At 58.2% G+C, this 24,271-nt stretch carries 23 protein-coding genes, 4 pseudogenes and 1 riboswitch; of the genes and pseudogenes, 13 read left to right on the top strand and 14 right to left on the bottom strand.

Features of this window, described 5'->3' with window-relative positions; genetic code table 11:
- Positions 1-182: 182 nt before the first annotated feature.
- Positions 183-259, top strand: a riboswitch (Fluoride riboswitch).
- An 86-nt stretch (positions 260-345) separates the two neighbouring features.
- Genes JZX89_RS25340 through JZX89_RS25330 form a run of 3 tightly spaced genes read left to right on the top strand, consistent with a single transcriptional unit; the run spans position 346 to position 3,000 of the window.
- Positions 346-2,163, top strand: a complete 1,818-nt coding sequence (locus JZX89_RS25340) for a voltage-gated chloride channel family protein (RefSeq protein ID WP_207135725.1) — start codon at positions 346-348, stop codon at positions 2,161-2,163.
- 13 nt (positions 2,164-2,176) lie between these two features.
- Positions 2,177-2,566, top strand: coding sequence for a fluoride efflux transporter CrcB (crcB, locus tag JZX89_RS25335; protein WP_207135724.1), 390 nt, complete (start codon positions 2,177-2,179; stop codon positions 2,564-2,566).
- Positions 2,563-3,000, top strand: a complete 438-nt coding sequence (locus JZX89_RS25330; protein ID WP_207135723.1) for an EamA family transporter — start codon at positions 2,563-2,565, stop codon at positions 2,998-3,000. The genes crcB and JZX89_RS25330 overlap by 4 nt, the downstream gene beginning before the upstream one ends.
- A 924-nt stretch (positions 3,001-3,924) precedes the next feature.
- Here the strand turns inward: JZX89_RS25330 and JZX89_RS25325 are convergent.
- Both JZX89_RS25325 and JZX89_RS25320 read right to left on the bottom strand, forming a co-directional pair.
- The gene (locus JZX89_RS25325) at positions 3,925-4,902 is read right to left on the bottom strand and encodes a malate dehydrogenase (protein WP_246746795.1); all 978 of its coding nucleotides are present in this window, start codon (positions 4,900-4,902) and stop codon (positions 3,925-3,927) included.
- A gap of 24 nt (positions 4,903-4,926) precedes the next feature.
- Positions 4,927-5,688, bottom strand: coding sequence for a substrate-binding domain-containing protein (locus JZX89_RS25320; RefSeq protein ID WP_207135722.1), 762 nt, complete (start codon positions 5,686-5,688; stop codon positions 4,927-4,929).
- Positions 5,689-5,815: 127 nt separating this feature from the next.
- Here JZX89_RS25320 and JZX89_RS25315 point away from each other — a divergent pair, with 127 nt between their 5' ends.
- The 6 genes from JZX89_RS25315 to JZX89_RS25290 all read left to right on the top strand — a co-directional run bounded on the left by JZX89_RS25315 (position 5,816) and on the right by JZX89_RS25290 (position 11,413).
- Positions 5,816-6,694, top strand: a complete 879-nt coding sequence (locus JZX89_RS25315; protein WP_207135721.1) for a LysR family transcriptional regulator — start codon at positions 5,816-5,818, stop codon at positions 6,692-6,694.
- A gap of 5 nt (positions 6,695-6,699) precedes the next feature.
- Entirely contained in the window at positions 6,700-7,326 is a 627-nt protein-coding gene (locus JZX89_RS25310) for a uracil-DNA glycosylase (RefSeq protein ID WP_207135720.1), read from the top strand.
- A gap of 63 nt (positions 7,327-7,389) precedes the next feature.
- The gene (locus JZX89_RS25305) at positions 7,390-8,532 is read left to right on the top strand and encodes a TDT family transporter (RefSeq protein WP_207135719.1); all 1,143 of its coding nucleotides are present in this window, start codon (positions 7,390-7,392) and stop codon (positions 8,530-8,532) included.
- Positions 8,533-8,595: 63 nt separating this feature from the next.
- Positions 8,596-9,216 (top strand): DsbA family protein, encoded by a 621-nt coding sequence (locus JZX89_RS25300; protein WP_207135718.1) that lies wholly within the window; start codon positions 8,596-8,598, stop codon positions 9,214-9,216.
- Positions 9,217-9,638: 422 nt separating this feature from the next.
- The gene (locus JZX89_RS25295) at positions 9,639-10,040 is read left to right on the top strand and encodes a DUF305 domain-containing protein (RefSeq protein ID WP_062450614.1); all 402 of its coding nucleotides are present in this window, start codon (positions 9,639-9,641) and stop codon (positions 10,038-10,040) included.
- Entirely contained in the window at positions 10,037-11,413 is a 1,377-nt protein-coding gene (locus tag JZX89_RS25290; RefSeq protein WP_207135717.1) for a YncE family protein, read from the top strand. Before JZX89_RS25295 ends, JZX89_RS25290 begins: the two co-directional genes overlap by 4 nt.
- A 99-nt stretch (positions 11,414-11,512) precedes the next feature.
- Here JZX89_RS25290 and JZX89_RS25285 read toward each other — a convergent pair whose 3' ends face one another.
- From JZX89_RS25285 to JZX89_RS25275, 3 genes are read right to left on the bottom strand one after another with little or no spacing between them, the layout of a single operon-like run.
- Complete coding sequence (locus JZX89_RS25285) at positions 11,513-12,292, bottom strand: anti-sigma factor family protein (protein WP_207135716.1); 780 nt, start codon at positions 12,290-12,292, stop codon at positions 11,513-11,515.
- Positions 12,289-12,795, bottom strand: coding sequence for a sigma-70 family RNA polymerase sigma factor (locus tag JZX89_RS25280; RefSeq protein ID WP_042617877.1), 507 nt, complete (start codon positions 12,793-12,795; stop codon positions 12,289-12,291). The genes JZX89_RS25285 and JZX89_RS25280 overlap by 4 nt, the downstream gene beginning before the upstream one ends.
- A 57-nt stretch (positions 12,796-12,852) precedes the next feature.
- Positions 12,853-13,275 carry a nuclear transport factor 2-like protein gene (locus JZX89_RS25275; RefSeq protein ID WP_207135715.1) on the bottom strand — a complete coding sequence of 141 codons (423 nt, stop codon included), beginning with the start codon at positions 13,273-13,275 and terminating at the stop codon, positions 12,853-12,855.
- 263 nt (positions 13,276-13,538) lie between these two features.
- On the opposite strand from JZX89_RS25275, the gene JZX89_RS25270 reads away from it, so the two are divergent.
- Positions 13,539-13,736 (top strand): DUF6429 family protein, encoded by a 198-nt coding sequence (locus JZX89_RS25270; RefSeq protein WP_369809606.1) that lies wholly within the window; start codon positions 13,539-13,541, stop codon positions 13,734-13,736.
- On the opposite strand, the pseudogene JZX89_RS25265 reads toward JZX89_RS25270, so the two are convergent.
- Positions 13,720-14,322, bottom strand: a pseudogene (locus JZX89_RS25265) (Tn3 family transposase); the annotation flags it as partial. The gene JZX89_RS25270 and the pseudogene JZX89_RS25265 overlap by 17 nt on opposite strands.
- 156 nt (positions 14,323-14,478) lie before the next feature.
- Between JZX89_RS25265 and JZX89_RS28685 the strand changes: the two are divergent.
- A pseudogene (locus JZX89_RS28685) lies at positions 14,479-14,967 on the top strand (DsbA family protein).
- A 257-nt stretch (positions 14,968-15,224) separates the two neighbouring features.
- Here JZX89_RS28685 and JZX89_RS25250 read toward each other — a convergent pair.
- Genes JZX89_RS25250 through JZX89_RS25220 form a run of 7 tightly spaced genes read right to left on the bottom strand, consistent with a single transcriptional unit; the run spans position 15,225 to position 20,543 of the window.
- A complete protein-coding gene (locus tag JZX89_RS25250; RefSeq protein WP_207135714.1) occupies positions 15,225-15,647 on the bottom strand; it encodes an SLAC1 family transporter in 423 nt (140 codons plus the stop codon).
- 9 nt (positions 15,648-15,656) lie between these two features.
- Positions 15,657-15,803 carry a hypothetical protein gene (locus tag JZX89_RS25245; RefSeq protein ID WP_207135713.1) on the bottom strand — a complete coding sequence of 49 codons (147 nt, stop codon included), beginning with the start codon at positions 15,801-15,803 and terminating at the stop codon, positions 15,657-15,659.
- A gap of 1 nt (position 15,804) precedes the next feature.
- The gene (locus tag JZX89_RS25240; protein WP_207135712.1) at positions 15,805-17,058 is read right to left on the bottom strand and encodes a cbb3-type cytochrome c oxidase subunit II; all 1,254 of its coding nucleotides are present in this window, start codon (positions 17,056-17,058) and stop codon (positions 15,805-15,807) included.
- A 2-nt stretch (positions 17,059-17,060) separates the two neighbouring features.
- Positions 17,061-18,518 (bottom strand): cbb3-type cytochrome c oxidase subunit I, encoded by a 1,458-nt coding sequence (locus tag JZX89_RS25235; RefSeq protein WP_207135711.1) that lies wholly within the window; start codon positions 18,516-18,518, stop codon positions 17,061-17,063.
- Entirely contained in the window at positions 18,515-19,036 is a 522-nt protein-coding gene (locus tag JZX89_RS25230) for a c-type cytochrome (protein ID WP_207135710.1), read from the bottom strand. Before JZX89_RS25230 ends, JZX89_RS25235 begins: the two co-directional genes overlap by 4 nt.
- The gene (locus JZX89_RS25225; protein ID WP_207135709.1) at positions 19,033-19,365 is read right to left on the bottom strand and encodes a cytochrome c; all 333 of its coding nucleotides are present in this window, start codon (positions 19,363-19,365) and stop codon (positions 19,033-19,035) included. Before JZX89_RS25225 ends, JZX89_RS25230 begins: the two co-directional genes overlap by 4 nt.
- Positions 19,362-20,543, bottom strand: a complete 1,182-nt coding sequence (locus tag JZX89_RS25220) for a molybdopterin-dependent oxidoreductase (RefSeq protein WP_207135708.1) — start codon at positions 20,541-20,543, stop codon at positions 19,362-19,364. The genes JZX89_RS25225 and JZX89_RS25220 overlap by 4 nt, the downstream gene beginning before the upstream one ends.
- A gap of 227 nt (positions 20,544-20,770) precedes the next feature.
- Between JZX89_RS25220 and JZX89_RS25215 the strand changes: the two genes are divergently transcribed.
- Together JZX89_RS25215 and JZX89_RS25210 are read left to right on the top strand one after the other, a co-directional pair.
- On the top strand, positions 20,771-21,676 hold the full coding sequence (locus JZX89_RS25215; protein WP_207135707.1) for a LysR family transcriptional regulator: 906 nt from the start codon (positions 20,771-20,773) through the stop codon (positions 21,674-21,676).
- A gap of 299 nt (positions 21,677-21,975) precedes the next feature.
- Positions 21,976-22,610: pseudogene (locus JZX89_RS25210) on the top strand (IS110 family RNA-guided transposase); the annotation flags it as partial.
- Between the two features lie 257 nt (positions 22,611-22,867).
- On the opposite strand, the pseudogene JZX89_RS25205 reads toward JZX89_RS25210, so the two are convergent.
- Positions 22,868-24,271: pseudogene (locus JZX89_RS25205) on the bottom strand (AAA family ATPase); the annotation flags it as partial.

Below are 24,271 nucleotides of genomic sequence, written 5' to 3'. Positions count from 1 at the left end.
AATGGCTTTTCCGCCAACTTCTCCCAATTCCGCACGCATGCGGAACATCGCGCTGATGGATGCCAAGATAAACGGCACCCCTTCTCGAACTGCATTCAGGATGAAAAATGTGGCAAGGTGCCAAGCAATCCCGCTCTCCATGGTGAGCGGGATTGACAGTGCTCATTTTGACTGAGTATTAAAGTTGCAACGGTAATGGATTCTGCCGGGCATTACGCCGAACCGCTTCCCCGACGAAGCTGATGACTCCTACTCAACGCGCTACACGCGAAGGAGTAGAGTCGTGCCTAGAATTCTTTACCTGTCTTCCAAAATGAAATGTATATCTGCGGGAGCGTCCAACTGATGGCGTTCTCTGCATTTTTTGGTCTTCGTATCAGCCAGGTCCGCAGTCTAGCGAAATGGATCATGATTGTCGTGCCCATGGCAATGGCGGTCGGGTCACTCGTCGCGCTTTTCCTCTGGAGCCTCGACCGGGCAACGGAGCTTCGCTTTGAGTTTCCCTGGCTGATCTATGGCATGCCGGTCGCAGGCTTTGCGATGGTCTGGGCCTACCAGAAATTCGGCAAGTCGGCTGAAGCCGGCAACAACCTGATTGTAGACCAGATCCACGAGCCGGGCGGTGGTGTGCCGCTGCGCATGGCGCCCTTCATCCTTGTGACCACGGTGCTCACCCATTTGGTCGGCGGCTCGGCCGGTCGCGAGGGCACGGCAGTCCAGCTCGGCGGCAGCCTTGCCAGCGCCTTTGGCAAAGTCTTCAAACTGGCGCCCGGCGACGTGCGTATCCTCTTGATGGCAGGGATTGCCGCAGGCTTCGGCGCTGTCTTCGGCACGCCGATCGCCGGCGCGATCTTTGCGCTGGAGGTGCTGACCATCGGACGCATGCAGTACGAGGCTTTGTTGCCCGCCTTGCTTGCCGCCATTGTTGCCGACTGGACCTGTCATGCCTGGGGGATCGGCCACACCCATTATGCCATCGCCTATCTCGGCGGCGTTGGCGAAGCTGTCGGCTTCCACCTCGATGCGGTCCTACTGCTCAAGGTGGTCATTGCCGGCGTGGCTTTTGGTCTGGCCGCGCATTTCTTCGCCGAGCTTTCCCATTTGGCATCATCAGCTTACAAGGCGATCTTGCCCTATGCGCCGCTGCGTCCGGTGCTCGCCAGCGCGATATTGCTGGGCCTTGTCTACATGCTCGGTACGCGGGAATATCTCGGTCTGGGTGTCTGGTCGCCCAATCCCGACGATGCGACGATCCTTGGCTTTTTCCTTCCCGATCACGTGGATTACTGGAGCTGGGCCTGGAAGGCGCTGTTCACGATCGTCACATTAAGCGCCGGTTTCAAGGGCGGCGAGGTCACACCGCTGTTCTTCATCGGCGCAGGTCTCGGCAGTGCGCTGGCCGGTGTTCTCGGCGCACCGGTCGATCTTTTTGCGGCGCTTGGCTTCGTGGCCGTCTTCGCCGGCGCCACTAATACGCCGCTGGCTTGCATGATCATGGGGATTGAGCTCTTCGGCGCCACCTATTCGGTCTACCTCGCTGTCGCCTGCTTCGTTGCCTATCTGTGCAGTGGCCATTCCAGCATCTACCTGTCGCAGCGCGTCGGCGTTCCGAAAACGGCTGCCGCCAACGATATTCCTCCCGACATCTCGGTTCGCCACATGCGTGACATGCAGACTCAGAGCCTCGGCGATCTCGTCGGAAAGGTCCGTCTACGGTCACTTGCTACCACCGCAACACTCAATGAAAGGCCCGCCGTCGTGACGCAACACAAGCTGCATTCTACCGAAATCGGCATGGTCCGTATCTACATGAAGCCGCGTGAGAAGGCGCCCGGCAAGGGCGGTTGGTTCGGATCGAAGCCTCTTTACCGGGAATTGGTCCTGCAGGCGAAGTCGGCCGGCATCATGAATGCCGTCGCGCACCATACGCATTTTGGCTATTCGAACAGCGGTAAGCTTCAGGACGAGGGCTTCGAGATCCCCAATCCGGATCTGACTATGTGCGTCGAGATGATTGCATCACGCGACCAGCTTGAGGAATTCTGCCGGACCCATGGCGCGCTGCTGAAACACAAGGTGATCGTCTACAAGCACCTGGAACAGTGGGATGTCGTCCATCACGACGTTGAGGCGGCAGAAGCGCTCAAGGTCACGACATCCTGAAGGAGGCGCGATCTTGGTTTATCTGATCGTTTTCCTTGGCGCAGGTATCGGTGGTGTTTTCCGGCACGCCGTCAACATGGGAGCGGCGCGCCTGTTCGGCTTCGGCTTTCCCTACGGCACACTCACCGTCAATGTTGTCGGCTCCGTCGTCATGGGCCTGCTCACGGAATTTTTCGTGTTTCGCTCTGGCCTGCCGCAGGAGTTGCGCCTGTTTCTGACAACCGGGCTGCTTGGCGGATTCACCACCTTTTCGACTTTCTCGCTAGATGCCGTGACCCTGTGGGAACGCGGGCAATCGGATGTTGCTGCCGGATATGTCGCTCTTTCGCTGGTCCTGTCGATGGCGGGACTTTTTGTCGGCCTCATGCTGATCCGGATGGCCGGACATGGACAAGCCGCATGAAAATCTTCCTTACAAGCTGGCCGTTCTGGGCCCTCCTTTCGGCCGGCTTTGCAGCCCTGACGGCGATCTTCGCCAAGATCGGCGTCGAAAACGTCAATTCCGACTTCGCCACCTTCATTCGCACCATCGTCATCCTGCTGGCCGCTGGCGCGATGGTCTATATCACCGGAAATTGGCAGGAGCCGTCGACGGTCTCGACCAGAAGCTGGCTATTTCTTGTACTTTCCGGTTTTGCCACGGGCGCATCCTGGATTTGCTACTTCCGGGCGCTGAAGCTTGGTGACGCCGCCCGCGTCGCGCCGATCGACAAGCTGTCCGTGGTGTTCGTGTCCATTTTCGCTGTGCTGTTCCTCGGTGAACGTCTGACCCTGCCGAACTGGCTCGGTGTCGTGATGATCGCGCGAGGAGCCGTGCTCGTCGCCTACAGGGCTTAAGACCGTCAAAAAACTTCAAGGGGGAGGAATGCACGATGTTGAAGGTGTCGTTTTGCATTTAATCGTGAGATTCCAGTCCTAACAGTTTCAGTAAGATAGCCCGGCACTTAATTTGAGACTTGGCATTTAATTTGAGACTCTGGCTTCTCTTTGGCACTTAATGTGAGATTCGCCGCCAGGAAAATATGGCTGTTTACGGCCACGCCTCATTGGATTTGCGAGAGACCGATTGTCGTCAATGGCCTTGCAGCCATGTGATTACAGACACATGCCGCTACCACTGGTCATCAAAGCCCGTCGTGCTGCTTCGACGTGGCTGCAATTCTGTCCTGCGTGCCTCGGTTCTGATCAGCCCCCATATTTTTCGGAGGCGATGGCGACACGCGACTAGAATCTCCTGCTTTATCCACGGGTGCGGATTACGCGACCGTTGCCCATCGTGCCACCGCGGAATTACTGCCTTCGCTCAGACACGGCTTGTCGTCCAGCATGTCTGCACCTCTTGCGCTTATGACCTGCGGCGGGCGTCCAAGGTGCCGGTGACAATTGAAGCGCGATACTTTGAACAGATAATCAATCGTTCTATCGGTACAGTGGCGAATATCCTTGCGACGAACAATCCGCCGAAATGGCCTTGGCGACGAGATTTGATCGCAGTTCTACCGACTCGGTTTCCAGCCGGATACGCTTGCTCGAGCGCTTCATTCCCGACGACGCCTATCTGGATGAGGGCTTCGTCCTTCCCATTCGGCGGTCAAAGCGGATCATGAAAGATAAAATTGAACCGGCCCCTCAAACTGCAGCTCGCTGATCGTCGTGGTGGCATTCGCCTCTTCTGAGGCCGGCGCCTATTCTCCAAAATTAGGCGGAGAATAGGCGTGCAATCGCCGCACATCTTTTGTGCCAGCCTCGCATCCCGCGATATCAGGATAAAGCGTCGCGCTCGCCGACAAGCTCTTCTATCGTTTTGTCCAGCATACTTTTCTGAAACCCGTCCAGATCGAGACCTTCAACGACGCTATAGTCACCGTCCTTGCACATCACAGGTACGCCACACACCAGCCCTTCCGGTATGCCATACTGCCCCTGCGATATAACAGCCATCGATGTCCAGCGCCCGTCTGTACCACGCATCCAATCATGCATCTGATCGATCGCTGCATTGGCGGCAGATGCTGCAGAGGACGCGCCGCGCGCCTCTATGATCGTAGTGCCCCGCCTTGCGACCTCAGGGATCAGCACCTCCTTGTACCAATGGTCGTCGCCGATGATCTCGGATAAGGGCCTGCCGGCAGCCGTTGCGTAGGTCCAGTCGGCAAACATGGTCGGCGAGTGATTGCCCCAGACCACGAGCCTGTCGATGTCGCCGACGCCACAGCCGGCCTTGCGCGCCAGTTGGGTCAACGCCCTGTTGTGATCAAGCCGGATCATCGAGCTGACCTGCCTTGGGTTAAAGTCTGGCGCATTGGCGATCAGGATGGAAGCGTTGGTGTTGGCCGGATTGCCAACGACCAGAATTCTAGCTTGTCGTCCGGCGACCTCGTTGATCGCCCTGCTCTGCACCTTAAAGATCTCTGCATTCGCTGCAAGCAGGTCTCGCCGTTCCATTCCCTTTGACCGCGGCCGGGACCCGACCAAAAACGCTGCGTCGACACCGTCAAACGCTTGCCGAGGATCGTCGGTCGTGACGATGCTGTGCAGCAGCGGAAAGGCGCAGTCTTCCAGTTCCATGACGACGCCGCGTACGGCGTCCTGGGCTTGAGGCAAATCGAGCAGCCGCAGTTCGATCGGCTGCGACTTGCCATAAAGGTCACCATTCGCCAATCGAAACAGCAGGGAATAGCAGATCTGGCCGGCAGCACCGGTCACGGCGATCTTTTTGGGAGTGGATTGCATTGTCATTATCTTTCCTGAGACGGGATAGGGTTATTTCGAGGGCGTGGTCCAGCCGGCCTTGGCAAAGATCGCCTTGGCCTCGGTGCCCTGAAGGAATTGCGAAAACGCCTTGGCGTCGGCATTCTTGCCTCCGCGCTCGGTCAGCACGATCCCGGTGTCTCGGTAGATGCGATAGTCCGGTTCGACCTCGACGACGTCTGCGAGTTCTGGGTTGGCGACCTGCCAGATATTCCAGATGATCCAGGCATCGAAGGACTTGTCCTCGGTCCAGGCCTTCTTGGCTTCGGCACTGTTGGCGGCAAAGGTCCTGATGTTGGCGCGAAGGGCCTTCACCTTCTCGATGTCACCGGTCCGGCCGGCCATGTCTTCCCAAAGACCGTTCTGCCCGGCACCATTGACGACAAGCACTTTGTGGCCGGGCTTGAACAGATCAGCGAGGCCGGTGATCTTCTCCGGGTTCCCCGGACGCACCAGGATAGCGGAAGGACGCAAGTAGAGCGGTACGACATCGGCGTCCTTGATCTGGCCGTCCATCGCCTTCACGAAATCCGACATCATCGTCTCGGAGCCGCTGAAGATCAGGTCAGAGTTGTCTTTAGCGTTGCCGATCCATTGCGGCGTCGGGCCGGCGGTGACGATGACCTTGTTGCCGGAGCTTTTCTCGAAGGCGGCTGCCGCCTCCTTCATGGCAGGGAATGGTCCACCGGGACCATAGACGTGGATATCGGCGGCAAGCGTTGGTGCTGTCGTGGCGAAAAGCATCGCCGCGCCGGTGATGATGGATTTCAGCATGGTATTTCCTCCGTGTCTGGTTGGAAGGAAACTAGCGGCATCCTGCATCAGTTCCATCGCATAATTTTGCTACGAACATTCGGAAAAATCGATTATAACTCGGAGCAAATTCAAGGCTGCTATCCTCATGACCCTCGACCAGTTGCGCATCTTCGCCGAAGTCGCCCGCCAACAGCATATCACCAAGGCTGCCAAAGCGATGAACATGACGCAGTCGGCCGTCAGTGCTGCGGTCATCGCGCTTGAGGAGCGCCACGGCGTGGCTTTGTTCGACCGGATCGGACGTTCGATCGTCCTAAACCAAACCGGAACGATCTTTCTCGAACATGCACTTCAGGTCTTGGCCGAAGCGAAAGCCGCCGAGTCTGCACTAAGCGACCTGGCGGGACTTTTGCGCGGGGAATTGTCGGTTATGGCGAGCCAGACTGTTGGCGCCTATTGGCTGCCCTCCAGGCTAGCGAAGTTTCACACACGCTATCCTGGTCTCGGTCTCGACGTCGGGATCGGCAATACCGAGGCGGTAGGCGACGCGGTTGAGGCCGGGCGGGTTGAGCTCGGCGTTGTAGAGGGCGCGGTCGACAGACCGGCCTTGTCGTCGCGCATGATCGCCACGGATGAGATGATCCTCGTCGTGTCGCCAACTCATCCCTGGGCCAGAGGCAAAAAGCTCGGTAAGGCCGATTTTGAAGACGCGACATGGGTTCTTCGCGAACCCGGATCAGGAACACGGCTCGCCTTTGAGACGATGATTGCGGAAGAGAAATTGAAGTTGCAGGCGTTGAACGTTGCAATTGTCCTGCCCGGAAACGAGGCCGTGCTCGGCGCAGTCGAGGCCGGCATGGGGGCAACACTGACATCGCGAAGTGCTGCCCAGACCGAACTCAACAGCGGCCTGCTGGTCGAGGCCAATGCTTCTCCGCTTCCGCGCCCATTCTTCCTGCTCCGGCATAAGGAACGGTATCGCTCCAAGGCGGCCGATGCGTTCGAAGCACTGTTGTCGGAATAGACACGATGACCTATCGCGGACCTGATACGCTCTGGCACGAGCATCGACGCGAGGAGCGGTTGGCCGCGCTTGACAGTGAGCATATGCAGCCATTGAACGCCTTCCGGGAGCACCTTCAGCTCAACTCCGACCGGGATATGCCGAACTTCGATCCATACGATGGCGGTATCAGCGCAAGACTGCTGATCCTTTTGGAGACGCCTGGACCAAGTCCGGTTGAACGCGGCCAGCGTTTCGTTTCGATCGATAACCCGACCGGCACGGCGAAGAACCTGCGCAAGGCATTGACTGGCGCAGGGATATCGCGCCGAGACATCGTTCTGTGGAATACGGTCCCGTGGGTCCGCGCAACCCGAAGCTCGATCGTGGCCAGCGAGCGGCGCGAGGGCATCAAGGGACTTGCAGGCCTTCTGCCGCTGCTGCCGAACCTACGTGTCGCCGTCCTGGCGGGCGCGGTGGCGAGTGGTGCTGAAGAGGTACTGGTGGATGCCGGCATCGAGGTGATCCTCTGCCCCCATCCGAGCCCGACGCTGATCAATACCTCGCGGACGCTGCGCGACCGCCTTCACGCGGCTTTCGAAGCTGCCGCCGCAAAACTAGATCAATCGGAAACGGCGATTGAAACATCCTGAACTATGCGTTGGAACTAATCGATGTACCCCCGTATTTTCTCCTCAACGATCAGGAGAAATTCGATGCACAAGATTGTTGCCTTCAAGAAGCCGGTAGCGCCAGCCCCGGATGTTCCTATGCAAGGTTATGTCATACGCAACTTTACGCCAAATTGGTTCGCGACCACTATGGGCACCGGCATCCTTTCGGTCGCCTTCGCACAGTTTCCTGGGCATCCGGGGCTTTTCGCGATGGGTCAGGCGCTTTGGCTCTTCAATATCCTGCTGTTTGCAACCTGCACAACGCTCTACGCGGCACGCTGGCTGCTCTATTTCCAAGAGGCAAGACGGGTCTTTTCCCATTCCGTCGTGTCGATGTTCTTCGGCTGCATTCCGATGGGATTGGCCACGATCATCAATGGCTTCCTGATCTATGGCATCCCGCATATCGGCGACACGGCGGTGGCAATCGCAACGACGCTGTGGTGGATCGACGTCACACTGTCGCTGGCCTGCGGTCTTGCAATCCCGTTCATGATGTTCACGCGCCAATCGCACTCGATCGACCAAATGACGGCGGTATGGCTGCTGCCGATCGTGGCGAGCGAGGTGGCGGCCGTCAGCGGTGGCCTGCTTTTGCCCCACATCGCCGACGCTCAAACGCAGTTGACGGTGCTGATGACCAGCCTGGTGCTATGGGCCTGCTCGGTTCCGCTGGCCATGAGCGTGCTTGTGATCCTTTTCCTGCGCATGGCGGTCCACAAGCTTCCGCATGTCAACATGGCCGCCTCGAGTTGGCTGGCTCTCGGCCCGATCGGAACCGGTGCCCTTGGTCTTCTCGTCATGAGCCAGACCGGACCCGCCGTGTTGTCGGCGAATGGATTGGCGAGCGTTGCTCCGGCCTTCGGTGGCGCCAGCTTCCTCGGCGCGATCCTCCTGTGGGGCTACGGCATCTGGTGGCTGGCGACTGCTGTCCTGATCACCCTGCGCTACCTTCGCGAGGGCCTGCCATTCAATATCGGCTGGTGGGGCTATACCTTCCCGCTTGGCGTGTTTGCCGTCGCCACGCTTCGTCTCTCAACGATGGTGCCGATGTCGTCTATCGCAATCCTTGGCGCGGTTCTTGTTATAGCACTTGTCTGCATGTGGCTGCTGGTCGCGGCCAAGACGATCAAGGGCACTCTCGACCGCTCGCTCTTCGTCTCGCCCTGCCTCAAGGCCGACTGATGATCGAAACACTCCGGCAGTGCTCATGGCGGAGTGTTTTTTTGTAACCGAACAGGAGAAGACATGACGTTTCGTATGATGGCCGTGATCGTCGGCATTGCCTTAGGATGCGTGACATCGGCCGAGGCCGAACCCGTGCAGGATTTGATGACCCCGGCCGTATTCCAGGACAGCTTCGTTGGGCAGAAGACCGCTCCAGTCACGCTGGTCGTCTATTCCTCCCCAACCTGCAGCCACTGCGTCGACTTCCATGAACGAGACCTGCCGAAACTGCTGGATACATATGTCGCATCGGGTAAGTTGAAGATCGCGTACCGGCCCTTCGTGCGAAACTCGGTGGATGCCGTCATCTTCATGCTGGCGAATGCGCGGGGCCGAGACAAATTCGACGAGACGGTATCGTCCTTCATGACGAAATTCGATGAGATTGCCGGCGCCGCCAATGCCGAGGATGCATTGCGCGAGATCGCCGGTAGCATGGGCATCGACCGCGCGGGTTTCGATCGCGCTGTCGCCGATCAGGCCTATCTCGACAAGCTCAATGCTGCGACAACCGAAGCGAACAAAAAATTCGGAGTCGCCGGCACGCCATCGTTTTTCGTCAACGGCCAACAGGTTCGGATTAAAATGAGTTTCAACGAGGTCGCCAAAGCAGTCATGAAAGCCACCGCCAGCCTGGAGTGAAACCAAAATCTGAGAGTGGCGGAATTCCCTGTAGGAAGTTTTCCTACGATCGACCAGGCTGGTTTTCCTCTGAAAAGACAGACGACTGGGCGCCGTCGTCGAACGGCTTAGAATGTCTGCTTTTTCGCCCTGTTCCAACCGGCCGTTCATTCTCCATACCGCAATCCGCTGCGAGTATCGTCCTTCAGACATCGTTCACAGGCAGATTGGATCCAGCGCGCGTGATCCTCTTGGCGGCATATGAACAAGCCGTATTTCGGCACGCCTCGAGTCACCATCCGCGTTCCGTCGTTCTTCGCGCAGACCGGCATAGCACCGCGCGTGCCAACCGCTCACGCCGACGTGAGAACAAATACGGATGAGCAGTGGAATAAACGGCGACCCACAGCGTTCTTATCCACTAAAGCCAAAAGGATTCCGCCATGCGCGTTTACAGTTTCATACTTGTTGCCAGTTTTGCCATTGTGGGAAGTGCAACTGCTGAGCAGTTCCACGACCACCAACCGGCGATGAGCATGGAGGATAGCGGCCCTTCAACTGCGTTCTCCAAAAGCATGAAAGTGGCCATGGACAAAATGCATACCGGCATGATGGCGGTACCCGAAACAGGCAATCCAGACTACGATTTTCTGGCGCAAATGATCCCGCATCACCAAGGCGCCATCGACATGGCCAAGGCAGTGTTGCTCACCACCCAAGATCCGCAAATCCGAAACCTCGCCCAGTCGATCATCACAGAGCAGGCTTACGAAATTCAGTTGATGAATTCGATGCTCACACAACAGCGCGGCTCCGTCGCCGCCAATCCGGAGACTTCGAAATGAAACGTTCCGCAGCCCTGCTGATCGCCTTGATGGCGAGCACGCCAGCCTTTGCCCTGCCCGAATCCAAGGACCGGGTCTATGCTGCTGACCAGAACAGCAACACCGTATCTGTCATCGACCCATCGACCAACACGCTTCTCGGCCTGATCAAGCTCGGCGACCCACGCCCGAATGTCTTGAGCCCGCTTTACAAGGGTGAGGTCAACGTCCACGGCCTTGGCTTCTCGCCGGATCACCGTACCATCGTCGCCGTCTCGACGGTGACCAATTCCGTGACCTTCATCGATACCGCGACAAACAAGATCAAAGGTGTCGCCTATATCGGCCGCAACCCGCACGAGGCCTTCTTCACGCCGGATGGCAAACACGTCTGGGCAACCGTGCGTGGCGAGGATTACCTTTCGGTCATTGATGCGAAGACATTCAAGGAGACCGATCGCATCAAGACCGAGAGCGGTCCCGGCATGACGATCTTTACGCCAGACGGCAAGCGCGCCTTTGTGGCCAACAGCTTCAATCCGGTCGTTCAGGTGTTCGATGTCGCGTCGAAAAAGCTGCTTGCATCCATTCCGGTGGTCTCGCCATTCTCGCCTTTCATTCAGGTGACGCCAGATGGAAAGGAAGCTTGGCTAACCCACAAGGATGTCGGCAAGGTGACGCGGATTGATACCAAGACATTGAAAGTCAAGGGCGTGATCGATAGCGGTCCGATCACCAACCATCTGGCGTTCGCCAAAACATCCGCCGGAACATTGGCTTATGTGACCATCGGCGGCGAGAACGTCGTAAAAGTCTACACGCTGAACGACGAGGCCAAGCTGATAGCCACCATTCCCGTCGGTGCCTTGCCGCACGGTGTCTGGGGTTCGGGCGACGGCAGCCGCGTCTTTGTTGGCCTCGAAAATGGCGACGCGGTGGACGTGATCGACACGCAGAAGAATGAGAAGATCGCCCATATCCCCTCAGGCCAGGCCCCACAAGCGCTGATCTACGTTCCGGATGCGGTCCCGATAGGCGATGGCCGCCAAAACCTTGAACCACGCAAGGACATGCCGGAGAACATCACACTTATGCTGAAGCCTGCCGCAGATGCGCAAGGCGGCGGAATGGTCGTCTCGCGCAATCTTGGCCTGATCGATATCGTAGATCTCAGCGTTTCGAAATTGAAGCCAGACACGGCTTATGCGCTGTTGTTCGAAGGTCAGCCGGAACCGATCGTGGCGTTCAAGACGGATGCCAAAGGTGCCGCGATGGCATCTGCCACCAGTCCGACCCGCTCCATCGTCAAACCGGGCGAAGCCTCCAAGACACCTAAGGTTATCCTCGTTGAGGGAACAGAACCGTCAGCAAATGCGGTCTTGCAGAGCAACTAACAGTTTGGCTACCTGTTATGGGCAACCCCAAAACAAGTTGACTGCGGCGTTCTTACAATGCCGCAGTCATTTTTGACACCGCACTGACATTGACCGGATTCAAATCATTCCTTGATAGATCGCAGTTGCGATCGGAAGGAGCTTTGCCCGATCGACCGAGGCGGATACCGCGAAATCGAACCCCTGATCCACCCAGACAAAGCTGGACACGCCGTTCTTTTCTTCGAACGTGAACGCTGTCTGCGCTGATTGGCCGGCGCGCAGATAGACGGCCAATCTCTCGCCTTTCTCATCCTCGTACATGAGTTGTGCAGCCGCAGCGCCACCGCCCGGAAGGACGCGTCCGCCGAGCAGCTTATACCCGAATGCCGAAAGGTTCGGTGGCGTCAGTGCCCGGCCGGATCGCTTCGACAGCCATGTGACCAGATGTGCCTCGTCATCCGCTCCAACTTCGACCGGATGGACTACTTCGACCACGAAGGTCCGATAGGCGTCAGATGCGTTCGCGGCGAAACCCGCCTCGGACAATCGCGCTGCGTTGATTTGCACGCCTTCAGGCTTTAGCCACCAGCCACCGGCCAGGCCCATTCCCAAGAAGATGCAAGCGGCCATGGCGGAGCGATACCAACCTTGTCTTCGCAAAGCTGCATTGGACTGAAGGTTGGCGATGCGCAGCCGCGCTGGAATGGGCTCCGAGAATTTCTCAGACAGCCGCACACGCAAGGCTTCCCGATCCGCAAGCTGTTGCGTGACCCTTGCGCTCGCTTCAGGATGACCAGCAAGATAGGCGTCGACAAGCGCCTGCCGGTCAGGCGTCAGCTTTCCGTCGATGTAAGCCTGAAGATCATCTTCGCCAATCGGCGAACCGGTGTTCATCATTTTACCCTTCGCAAGGTCACGGGCGTCTTGTTGTCGAGAATGGATCGGAATTTCTGCCTGGCGCGCGACAGCCGCGACATCACGGTTCCTACCGGAACACCAATGACGGCGGCAGCCTGCTCATAGGACAGATCCTCGACGCCAACTAGAAGCAGAAGCGATTTTTGATCGTCGGAAAGCCTATCGAGTGCTTCGAGTATATCGCGTACGGCGATGCCATGATCCTGATCGGCGGGCGATCCGGGGAGTGTGACGGTATCGAGCTCGTGGTGTGGCCCCCGTCGCTGGGATTGGCGTCCAGCCGAAATGTGCAGGTTTCGCATGATGGTAAACAGCCATGCCCGCAGGTCACCATCGGTCCGACGCAGATACCAGCGTGATATCGCACGCTCGAGGCAATCCTGCACGAGATCGTCGGCGCGGTTGTGATCGCGCAGAAGCGCGAAGGCATAGCGTCGCAATGCCGGTATTTCCGCCTCCAGTCGCATCGCCATTGTCGACATCATCAGCCCTTCGGATCGGTGGCCATACCGGGGATGCTGGCATGGCCACCATTCGGCTTACTTTGCAGGCGGGTTAACCTGCCAGATTTCGTCGACAAGTTTTCCGTCACGATAGGTCATGATATAGAGAACGGGAACCTTGTTCTTGCCGGCAAAGACAACATTTGCTGCAACGGTCGCGCCCTTCGGATTGGCTGCCTCCCAGACTTCGCCGACTGTGGCGGTCTGTTCGCCCTGTCCCGTCGAGAATTTGGTCCAGACTTCAGCTATCGCCTTTTCCGACGCATATGTGCCGTCGAGCGGACCACCAATCCAGGCAAGGGAAGGATCCTTACCGTAGTCCTTGGTGATTGTCGCGACATCGCCCTTGGCGATCGCTTCGATACGGGTTTTGGCCATGTCCATGGCAGGGCCAGCAAGGGCTGCACCGGTGCACATGAGAAAAGCGAGCGGCAGAGCCATCAGAACTGTTTTGCGCATAGTATAATCTCCTTGTTGAAATGACAGGAGAGAGACGCTGGCAATCACGCGTTATTCCACCCGGCAGCAAAATAATTTTTTCCTCATTCACCGCGCTCAAGTATATGGAACCGCCTTTAGCTGAAAGGCCGTGCCCTCATGGGGTCGGTTCCGGCTGAGGCGGAATCCTACGTTAAGGGCTTGAGTTTTGAATTTGGATCGGTAGCAGACGATTTGATCAGTTTGTAGTAGTCTTAGCGGCATGGACGGTGATGCCGACAAGATTGACGAAGCTGTTTTGGCTGACGCTGCATAACGGGCAGCGAGCGTGGAAGGGTCATGACTGGGATGCGCTGGATTGTCTCCATCGCAAGGGACTGATAGGCGATCCGGTCAGCAAGGCGAAATCTGTCGTGCTGACAGATAAGGGTCTGAAACGGGCGGAGGAGCTTTTCCAGATGTTGTTCACTTCCCCGAAGTAAGCGGTTTGCCGCTGCTTTTGGGCCATTCGCCGGTCAGCAGCATGTGCGCCCAGCCGAGCGGCGAGATGTGGGCGAGTAGTTCCGGCGGCGTGTCCAGGCCTGCCTTCTGGCGCTTTGCGACGGCTTGGCCAAGATGCAGCGTGTTCCAATAGATGACAATGGCGGCGAGCAGATTGAGGCCCGCCAAACGGTAATGCTGGCCCTCACTCGTTCGGTCGCGGATTTCGCCCTGCCTGCCTATGCGCAAGGCGTTCTTAAGCGCATGATGGGCCTCGCCCTTGTTGAGACCGATCCTGGCGCGTCATTGCATGTGGGCATCCAGGATCCATTCGATGATGAAGAGCGTGCGCTCGATGCGGCCGACCTCGCGCAGGGCGAGAGCGAGATCGTGCTGCCGCGGATAGGCGGCGAATTTACGTAGCAACTGGCTGGGCGGCATGATGCCGGCGACCATGGTCGCAGCGGCGCGCAAGATATCGGGCCAATTCGAGACGATGAGGTCTTCCCTGATCCTGCCCCCGACGAGACCGCGCAGTTCGTTGGGCGTGCCAGCCGGGTTGAAGACATACAGCCGCTCCGACGGCAATGGGCCGTGGATTTGCAGCATCTGGTCGAGATGTTCCGCTCGTCAGCCCTGCCACCCCAAAGCCAGATCGTTGCGCAAAACGTGCTCAGAACCATCGCCGAGCGAATTATACGGCTCGGGCAATCATGATCCGCCCTTTCAAATCGCTAACGTAGGATTCCGCCCCCAGCCGGAACCGACCCCGTCTATTCCTCCCCGACGTGCAGCCACTGCATCGACTTCCATGAACGAGACCTGCCGAAACTGCAGGATACATATGTCGCATCGGGTAAGTTGAAGATCGTTTACCGGCCCTTCGTGCGAAACTCGGTGGATGCCGTTATCTTCATGCTGGCGAATGCGCGGGGCCAGGACAAATTCGACGAGACGGTATCCTTCATGTCGAAGTTCGACGAGATCGCTGCTGCCTCCAACGCCGAGGTGGCGCTGCGCTAGATTGCTGCTAGCATTGGCATCGACCGTGCGGGCTTCGATCGCGCTGTTGCCGATCAGGCGTATCTGGACAAGCTCAATGCCGCGACGACGGAGGCCATTCAGAAATTTGGTGTCGACGGCACACCGTCGTTCTTCGTCAATGGTGAGCAGGTCGAAGTGAAACGCAGCTTTGAGGAAGTTGCTGATGCCGTGGAGCGCGCAGCACACTGATCAGTGTTTGCCCATAGTAAGAGGCCAGAGCATATCGGACCAGATGCAACTTCGCTCTCCGAAGGCTAGAGATGCAAGATCTGGATGCACACGAACCGCAGCACCGGCGAGATCCCCAATCACACGCGTTTGATTTCTGGTTGGCTCGCGGTGCCGTGGTCGTCGTTGCAGCCCTCCAGTTCTTGCGGTTCAACGATTTTTCGATCGGACCCCGATGGCTGGCCCCGACGATTGAACTTGCACTACTGGTTCCCTTGTCATTCGCAACCGCCTGGGCTCAAAGCAAGGCCAAGCATGCGTCCACGGGTGAGTGCCAATCGCGGGAGTGGCAAAGATAACCCGTTGATCACGGTTGCGAGCGCCATGGGAATGCACCCGAAATACATCGTTACGACAGAATGATCGAAGATTTGTTTGGCCTCCTGGAAAAACAGGATCCAGCGCGCGGCGTAGATGACAAGCATGGGAATGAAGACCACGGAGTTCAGCAGCCAGAGCCCGAATGCAATGTTCCGGAGCGCAGGTACTGTCAAAACAAACTCGTTCAGGGCGAGAGCCACGATTCTGGTCCCCATGACGGCCGCAAACCAGTTTGGAGTGAACTGCCGTATCAGCTCCAGCGGTCGCCGAAGATCCTTCAACGGCGCAACGCCGGACCATAGGTTTTCCACTGATAACATGGTGCCCCTCTATCGCGATCTGTCGAAACGCTTTTCCTGCGCGAGGATCTGATATTTCGGAGCCTCGATCCAGCGTCTGAACGCCGGGTTCCTCAACCAGACCACAGAAAGCGCGAGGACAATCCCGGTCGATGCGATGACGATGCCGGCAAACATTTCATTCTCCTTCCATAGGGGCGGCTGAGAGCGATCGCAAATAGGCGACGACAGCGCGCCGATCCTGGTCATCGAGCTTGGTTTTCCAGCTCGGCATGGAGGTTCCGGGTATCCCGTCCGTGATGGCGCTTAAAGCGTGAGCCTCGGTCGGACGCTCGATATGGAAATTTGTGGGATGAGGCTGGATGGCAGCGGCCGCTGGTCCGTCACCCTCCCCTTGAAGCCCGTGGCAAGTCGTGCAATTGACGGCGAATATCTGGCTGCCTTTCGCGACGAACTGAGCACCTGCATTGGCTTCTGTGACGCGATCCTGATTGAGAGATACGACGAAAGACGTCAAGGCCTGCAGGTCGCGCTGCGGAAGATCCCGCCAAGCAGGCATCGCGCTCCCGGCGACGCCATTCCACAGTGCTGTGGCCACCCGCTGCGGGGCGTAATGATTTGCGGTCAGGTCGGCAGGCCTGGGAAGCAGGCTTGCCGCTGCAGACGATTGACCATCGCCGTTTGCTCCGTGACAACTGGCGCAGTTGCTTGCGAACAGTTCCTTGCCACGAGACAGGTTGAAACTGCTACTAGTCGCGACGACCGGTGCGGTGAGGTTTGCCGGATCGGCCGCGACCGCATTGGCAATTGCCGCGGGCACGAGATCCTCGCCATGTAATCCGGCCATGGCTGGATCGTCCATGGATGGTGGTGCTGCTGCATAACCTGAGTCAATGCGTGGCCGGCCGAGCACCTGAAGATAGGCAAGAAGATCGGTCGCATCCTGAGTGGGCACTGAGGCCTTGCCGTCGAATAGCCATGGATATCCGGGCATCACCGAGTCAGCAACCGTCAGGCGCGGATTGTAGAGGTGGGTCAATTGCCAGTCGTCGGAACGCACAGCCGCCTCACGCGCGAGGTCCGGACCGATCCGGCGGGTGCCCCAGAGCTGCGGCGCGTCGTACTTTGTCTCCCAGGCCTCGGTTGGCGCTCCGAAGCGCGCCACGTCCTCTGGGGTAAAGCGAACCTGCTGGGTATGACAGTACGCACAGCCCTCTCTGGCATAAATCTGCCGGCCCCGCTCCTGTTCGGGTGTATAAGCCGCCATGTTGACCGGTGCTTGTTCTTTCACTAGGGACGCGAGCTGGCGCCCCGGCAAAATGCCCAGGGCAACAAAGGAAAGTGCAAAGAACCCGAAGCCGGCAAGGAACGCGATCCACATCGCATAGGAGAACCAGCGGGATTTGGACTCGCTGTTGTGATGAACTTTCATGGCTACTCCGCCTGAACTGGAACGGAACCGCGCGAAGGGTCACGTGCAATGGGAGATATATAGCCAGCCGCCATTGAGCGCGGTCCGGTCGATATGGCGACCAGAAGAGCGATGAAGCCGGCAAGGAGCGGGGCTGCGGAGAGCGTACGAACGATCCAGTATCCTGAGGACGCACGAATAGATTCGATCCATGGCGCCGACGTGCCCCAAAGTTCGCCCTGCACTAGTCCTGCGGCGGTCAGGTCAACCACCATCAGCAGAAGTCCTGTCAGCAGCAGCCAGTAGGCGGCGGTGACAGCCGCCGGATTATACCGGGTGGCCGGCAACGAGCGCCAGATGTGCATGAGACCACCTGCGGCCGTGAAGGTCGCGAAGCCCAGCATTGCGAGATGAGAGTGTCCGATGACCCAGTCGCTGAAATGGGTGAGCCGGTTGACCGGCATCGAGGCCTGGAGCGAACCCTGCAGGCTGACGATGAGATAAAAGACCGTGCCGGTGAATACGAACCTGAGGGGCAGATCTTCACCGACCTTTCCACCCTGCCCGCGAAGGGACATCAACTGGTTGAAGACGACAAGGATGACATCCATGCCGAGATAGGCTGAGGCGACAATGGCGGCTTTTTGCGCATCCATAGGCAGCGCGGAGTAGACGTAGTGATGTGTGCCATTCAGGGGATAGACGAAGAACAGCAGCCAAAAGCCGACCATCGAAAGAAAGTGGCTGTAGATCGGCCGGCCGGTGACGGCTGGGATGACGTAATAGGCGATCGCAACGGCGAACGGTGTTATGTAGAGACCAACGGCGTCGTGAATCCAAAGGCCGCTGAAGGCAGCGCCCACGGCTCCGGGCAAAAACTCCGGCACGAGGTTTCCGACAGGATAGGCAAACAGCGTAAAAACGGCGCCGCCAACTATATACCAGCCCGACACGTAAAGCCCGCCCGGCACGCGCGAGCGAACGATCGGCACGACGAATTGCAAAACGATCAGCAAAAGCCCGACGGTGGCGAAGACGTCGACCGAGATCGGAAATTCGGCCCATTCCAGCGGCTGGGATGCGAAAAGCCAATGGGACGGAGCTGCAAGGACGAGCGCCCAGCCCGGCAGCAGAACGACAAAATTCCAGACCAGGAAAAGCACCCATCCAAGGCCTCGGCTCAGAACTGGACGATCGCATAGGCGGGGAACCGCGTGGTACAGGAAAGCTAGAAACGCATTCCCCAGCCAGCCGAACAGGATGCCCTGCGTGTGATCGTAGCGTAGACGCCCCCAGGTCAGCCAGGGCGTTGAGCCCAAGAACTCGGGATAGGTAAACTTGATCGCAACAAGCGTCCCGAAGATCGCCGATATAAACAGCGTGATCAGCGCAGCAAAGCCGTGCCACTTGATCAGATCGTAGTCGACGCGGGGCAGTTCGTCATCATTTGGCGATACCGCTTGATGGCCGGTTGGCGTCATTTGCTGGCTCCGGAAGGCTTTTTGCTCAAGATAAATGCGGCAAGGTTCTGCTTGTCCTCGAGCGACAAGGATTGCGCCGGCCCTCGCGGATAGCCTGGCCATCCGGGGGCTGGATGCGTGACAGCCGAGACGAGTTGCGGAAGGCAGGTCTCCTGAGGCTTTCCATCACTGTAGCGTGCGGCAACTTCCCGCCAGGATGGTCCAATTAGCCGACCGGATAGTGCATGACATCCGGAACATTGTTGTGTTGCCAGGGATGCCCCATGTTCGGGGTCGCCTGTTATGCCCGTTGATGTGCCCTTATCGATCGCGGCAGAGCTCGCCGGCTGGAAGATGCCTGCGATCGATGAAACGGCAGGCTGCTTCACGATGAAATAGGCCGCGACACTTCCCAGAATCAACGCCCCGACGGCCATTGCAACGGCCGGAGGGCGAATACCCGAGTCGTGCCGCGCGCTTTGCGCCATCGCGTCGGTCTGGTTGAGGTCATCCGTGCCCTTATCCTCGTCGATGCTCATGGCTCACCTGTCTCCCGACCGTTGAAATGGACCAGGTAGTCGGTGATGGCTTTCACATCGCCCTGCGCGATCGGCGCGCCGTAGACCTTGATCATCTTGTTGACCTCGGCTTCCCATGTCTTCCTCGGAAACTGCGGCTGATTGGTCACGTAGCGTGGCGAATGACAGGTCAGACAGTTGCTCACAAACGCCTCCTTTCCGGGACCGGGAGGCAGGTAGGGAGGCTGAGTGGTCAGGACGATGGATCTCTGCTGGTCTTCGGCCAGGGCGGCTGGCGATACGATCATCACAAGCAACAGGATCGAAAAGCCAAGGCGAAGGGCAATCATACGACCATCCCCCTGGTTTCCTCGATCACTCGGCGCGCGTAGCCGCCGTGGTTCCATTGTTCTTGTAACTGCTGCTCACCGGCCGTGTTGGTCGCCTTGACCTTCAGACTGAAGGGCCCACGCACCAAAGGCGTCCAATCCAGTCTCCAGCGCCGCCACGAAAAATTCCCAAGCGAAGGATCAAGCTTAGCTGCCTGCCAGGAGGCGCCTCCGTTGACCGAGACGTCGACGCCGTTGATGCCGTAACCGCTGTCCATGGCGAGGCCCTCAAGCTGATAGGGCTGGCCGACCTTCAGAACCTCATCTGGCTCCGGGCGCACAAAAATGGAATGGATGCTGAACCGGTTGATCGGCACGGTGTCCTTTGCCAGATCTTTTTCGCTTTCGACAGCGGTTGGATTGTTGGGAACCCGGTATGCCGTATCCATCCAGATGTCGTGGAGCGGGCTCGGAAGGGCCTCGATGTGAGCGAGCGACTTTATCCAGTAGGTCGCATACCATCCCGGCACGACAAGCCGGCAGGGAAACCCGTTGATAAGCGGCAAAGGCTCGCCGTTCATCAGGTAGGCCACCATGACATTGCCATCAAGCGCATGATCGACCTCGATCGACTTGCGCATGTCGGGAAGTGTTGGCATTGGCGACTTGTCGAGACCGGACAAACCGATGCACGCCGCTCCGGAATTGAGGCCGGCACGATCCAGTATGTCTTTCAGCCTTACGCCCGTCCAGCGGGCGTTGCCCATTGCTCCGTGCTTCCACTGACTGCCGGCGACACGCGGTTCAAAAAAGCTTCGGGAGTTGCCGGAACATTGGTTGAGAGCGACCAGCTCCATGGCCTCGAAGTCATTCTTTAAATTGTCGATCGAGAGCGACAAGGGTTTCGAGACGGCACCGTCCACGCGCAGGCGAAAAGACCCAAGATCAACGCGGGTCGGCACCCCGGCCAAATGCCAACGCACGAAATAGGCTTCGTTTGGTGTCAGATCCTGACGGAAATAGTGAAGCGGCGTTTCGAGCTGCGGCGGCCGATCTGTCAAAAGGATGAGATCCGCCTTTTCGGGAAATCGCGATCGCATCCGCGTATCGGCTGCAAGCGTCATCCGCGGGAGAATCGTGGATATCGCGGCGGTTGCTCCCCATTTGAGAAGCCCGCGTCTGTCGACAGGTATTTTCATGAACGGCTCCGTGACTGCCAAATAGGCTACGTTCGGGCGAAATGGCCGTCCAACACATTTCAGCGATGTATACCTGTGACTTGATCGACTGGATCGCTGACCGCGGCAAAAAGACTGGGTTGCGCCAAATCAATCGAAGATATCGAATGGAAGTAGCGATACTATTCGTTGGATGAGATTTATCTCACCCGGTAAAATGCTCGCAAATGCCATTGGAGGGTCTGGCGATGACGCTTGATCAGTTGCGAATTTTTATCGCTGTTGCCGAGCTTGAGCACGTTACACGAGCGGCAGATCAGCTCAACATGACCCAGTCTGCTACCAGCGCGGCAGTTGCTGCTCTGGAGAAAAGATATGGGGTCCAGCTTTTCGACCGCCTCAAGCGACGGATCGCACTGACGAGCGCTGGCAAAATTTTCCTGCGGGAGGCGAAAAGCGTAACGGCGCGCGCAAAGGTGGCTGAAAGCGTCCTGAACGAGCTGGCTGGCGGCAATCCGAGAGTTCGGATCGCCGCCGCCCCACGGATCGGCAATTACTGGCTTACGACCGAAATCTGTCGCTTCAAGGAACGTCACCCGAACATCGAAATCGAGCTCGCTCTCAAGGAAGACGCGGAGATCGTCCGTTGCATCAAGGATGGCCTAATCGATATTGGAGTAACAGAGCAAAAACCAGATTGCCCCGACCTCACAGTGGAATTCGCACGATCGGAAGAATTCATATTCGCGTCGTCCGATGAATATCACAGGATCAACGGCCGCAAGCAAACCGCTTTGGTTTGGCTGGTGCGAGAGGCTGGCTCGGCTTCACGCCAATTTTTCGAAACGACGATTGGAGCAATGGGACAAGGCATCGGCCAGATCCTGACATTTCCGTCGGACGAGTCTCTCAAGTCGGCAATTACGTGCGACATCGGTGTGGGTATGATCCCACGTTCCATGATTACTGCCGACCTGAACGGCAGCCGAATGGTGCAATGGCCGGACAGCCCGTCGTCAACGCAGACCAACTATCTGGTCTGGAATGCTGGAAGACCGCACAAGTTGATCGCGGCGATATGCGGATCTATCAATGCTTCAGATCCAGAGCGTTCACCGGACTACCGCAAGGTTTCACTCGATGAGGTTGACTGAATCTGGTCTATCCATCGAACCAATCGATGCGGCAGCGCAAGATGCAGACTTGCGGATATCGATTTGCCAGCAAGCGGATTGAGCATTGCGACACCACTGAGATATTGAGGATGTTACCCCGGCGTCCAAATATGAGCCGTACGGGTAAATAGCGCAGATTTGAGCGGGGTTTTCCATCGCCTCACGCCGACGTGAGAACAAATACCGATGAGCAGAGGTGATGTGGTGGACGGCCCCACCCCCTGAGTTTTGTGGCAAAGTGTGGTCGTTTTGAAACGCTCACATTGGGAGAGCTGTCCATGGAAACGATTGCTACGATCGGGCTTGATTTGGCGAAGAACGTTTTTCAGGTGCACTGCGTCGATGGTGTCGGGACTGTCATCATTAAACGCCAGCTTCGACGAAGCGAAGTTTTGAAGTTTTTCACCAGGGTTCCGACGTGCCTGATCGGTATCGAGGCATGTGGCACTGCCCATTATTGGGGCCGTGAGCTGTTAAAGCTTGGCCACAATGTAAAGCTCATGCCGCCTGCCTATGTTAAGCCGTATGTCAAACGCGGCCAAACGGATGCGGCTGATGCGGAGGCTATCGCGGAAGCAGTGACGCGCCCAACGATGCGGTTTGTTGCGGTCAAATCCGTTGAGCAACAAGCTGTCTTGATGCTCCATAAGGTCCGCGACCTGTTGGACAAGCTCTCAACGGCCTGGCTGATCAACTGCACAGCGTTAGGATTGAGATCGATAAGATCGAAACCAAGATCAAAGACTGGCACCGCGCGAATGAAGTCAGCCAGCGTCTTGCGACAATCCCGGGTATCGGGCCCATAACTGCCAGCGCGATTGTTGCAGCGGTTCCGGATGCAACACTTTTCAAGTCATCGCGCCAATTTGCCGCTTGGCTTGGCTTAACGCCCAAATCGCATAGCAGCGGCGGGAAGGAACCGCTTATCCACATTCGAGGCATGCCTTTTCGAAGTGGTTTGCATGAGGACTGAGTATTGATGACGAACCGGTCGAACCGGGGATTGGGACAACCCTTCCGAGCCAAGCGCTTCGTGCGCGTAGAGGTGATTGGGACCCAATCTGCGGACTTCATCAAGGCCCGCGGCCATATGTGCGCCGCATATCGAGGCCGGACACATGGCTGCACCCGACCGCACCGAACCTTACTTTTTCCACTTGCAAAAACGGGGATCTCGCTGCGAACCCCCATCTGCTCCGCGATCCCGCGCCGCTCGGCAAAATCGCGGGTGTAATCGAGCGTCGTTTCCTTCACGCCTGAGCGGCTGAGCCGGTTTTCAAGTTGGGAATAGGCCAGCTCGCCGCCCTCATGCACCTTCCACGCATTGCGCTCGGCTGTGGTGCCATCTGGAAGCCGCACCGTCTCCGATCCGCGATGATCAAGGCCGATCTTGTCCCCGATCTCCGGCGCGGCCTCGTTCATGGCCCGCTCGAGGTCCACACCCCAAACCGTATATTTCTGGCCGCGATCGTTTTCCAGCGTGACGAAATAGCTGTCGCGATTGTTCGGGTCGTTCTGATAAGGCGCGGCCCCGTGCTCGACCAGGCGGCCTGGGCCAACATTTGGTCGGCGTTGCGGCCGGCAAACTCGTCCATGCCGGCATAGAGCTGCGCGCCGTCGCGATGCCGGGTCATGGCGACATAGGTCAGATGCCGGTCCATCGTGCCCGACCCCCTTACAAAGGCGCGGTCCACCGTCGCGCCCTGGTTCTTGTGGATCGTCGTCGCATAACCGTGGTCGAAAAAAGCCCGTAGTCGCTCGTCGGCACGCTGATGCTGTCGCCCTGCCCTTTCCTACGGGGCCACCGAGCTGCGCGACGATCCTACCAGGCTCGACGCTCTCGACCGTGCCAAGCATCCCGTTCTTAACGCTAAGATCGCGGTCATTCTCCAGAAACACGACCCGGTCGCCCGGCGCGAACGATCGCTTGCCGTCATTGGTCTGAAATGTCAGTTCGCGCCCGAGGGGGCGTGCCCCTCCTCGCCGCGTGCCAGCCGATGGCTGTCCTGCAGGGCCGATCTGATCGCGTCGTTGATGGCGCGGACATCGGCGCGGCGGTACGCCATTGCAACGCGCGTGCCGTCTGGCCGCTCGTGTCGATCGGCAAGGTAATCGCGCATGAGCTCGCCTCGCGCACCCTCCGCGTCTCGCTAAGCCGGATATCGCCATGCTCGCGATAGGCAGCCAGGCCCTCGGCCGTGCGATGTGTGGCGAAGGAGACGGATGCCTCCCGCTGCCAGTCGACGCGCTGCCGACGAATCTCGGAAAGCTCGGCATGGCCGATCTGCTCAGTATTGGCGCGGAACGGTGTGCCGGCCCCGATCGCCTGCAACTGCTCATGATCACCGACAAGGACGATCTTCGCCCCGCGCGCCTCCGCCTCGTTGACGAACCGGGAGAGCTGCCGGCTCGATCATGCCCGCCTCGTCGATGACGAACACGTCACCGCGGGCGAGTGTGCTGGAGCGGTCCCCACCACGTGGGTTCCGCCAACGATATTCATAGGACGCGAGCGTGCGGCTCTGGTTCCTCCAACCCCTCGGCCGCCTTGCCCGACAAGGCCCAATCGGCCCA

This window comes from Agrobacterium burrii (assembly GCF_017313405.1).
GTDB classification, from domain to species: domain Bacteria; phylum Pseudomonadota; class Alphaproteobacteria; order Rhizobiales; family Rhizobiaceae; genus Agrobacterium; species Agrobacterium burrii.
This window is presented reverse-complemented; position numbering and strand designations above follow the sequence as displayed.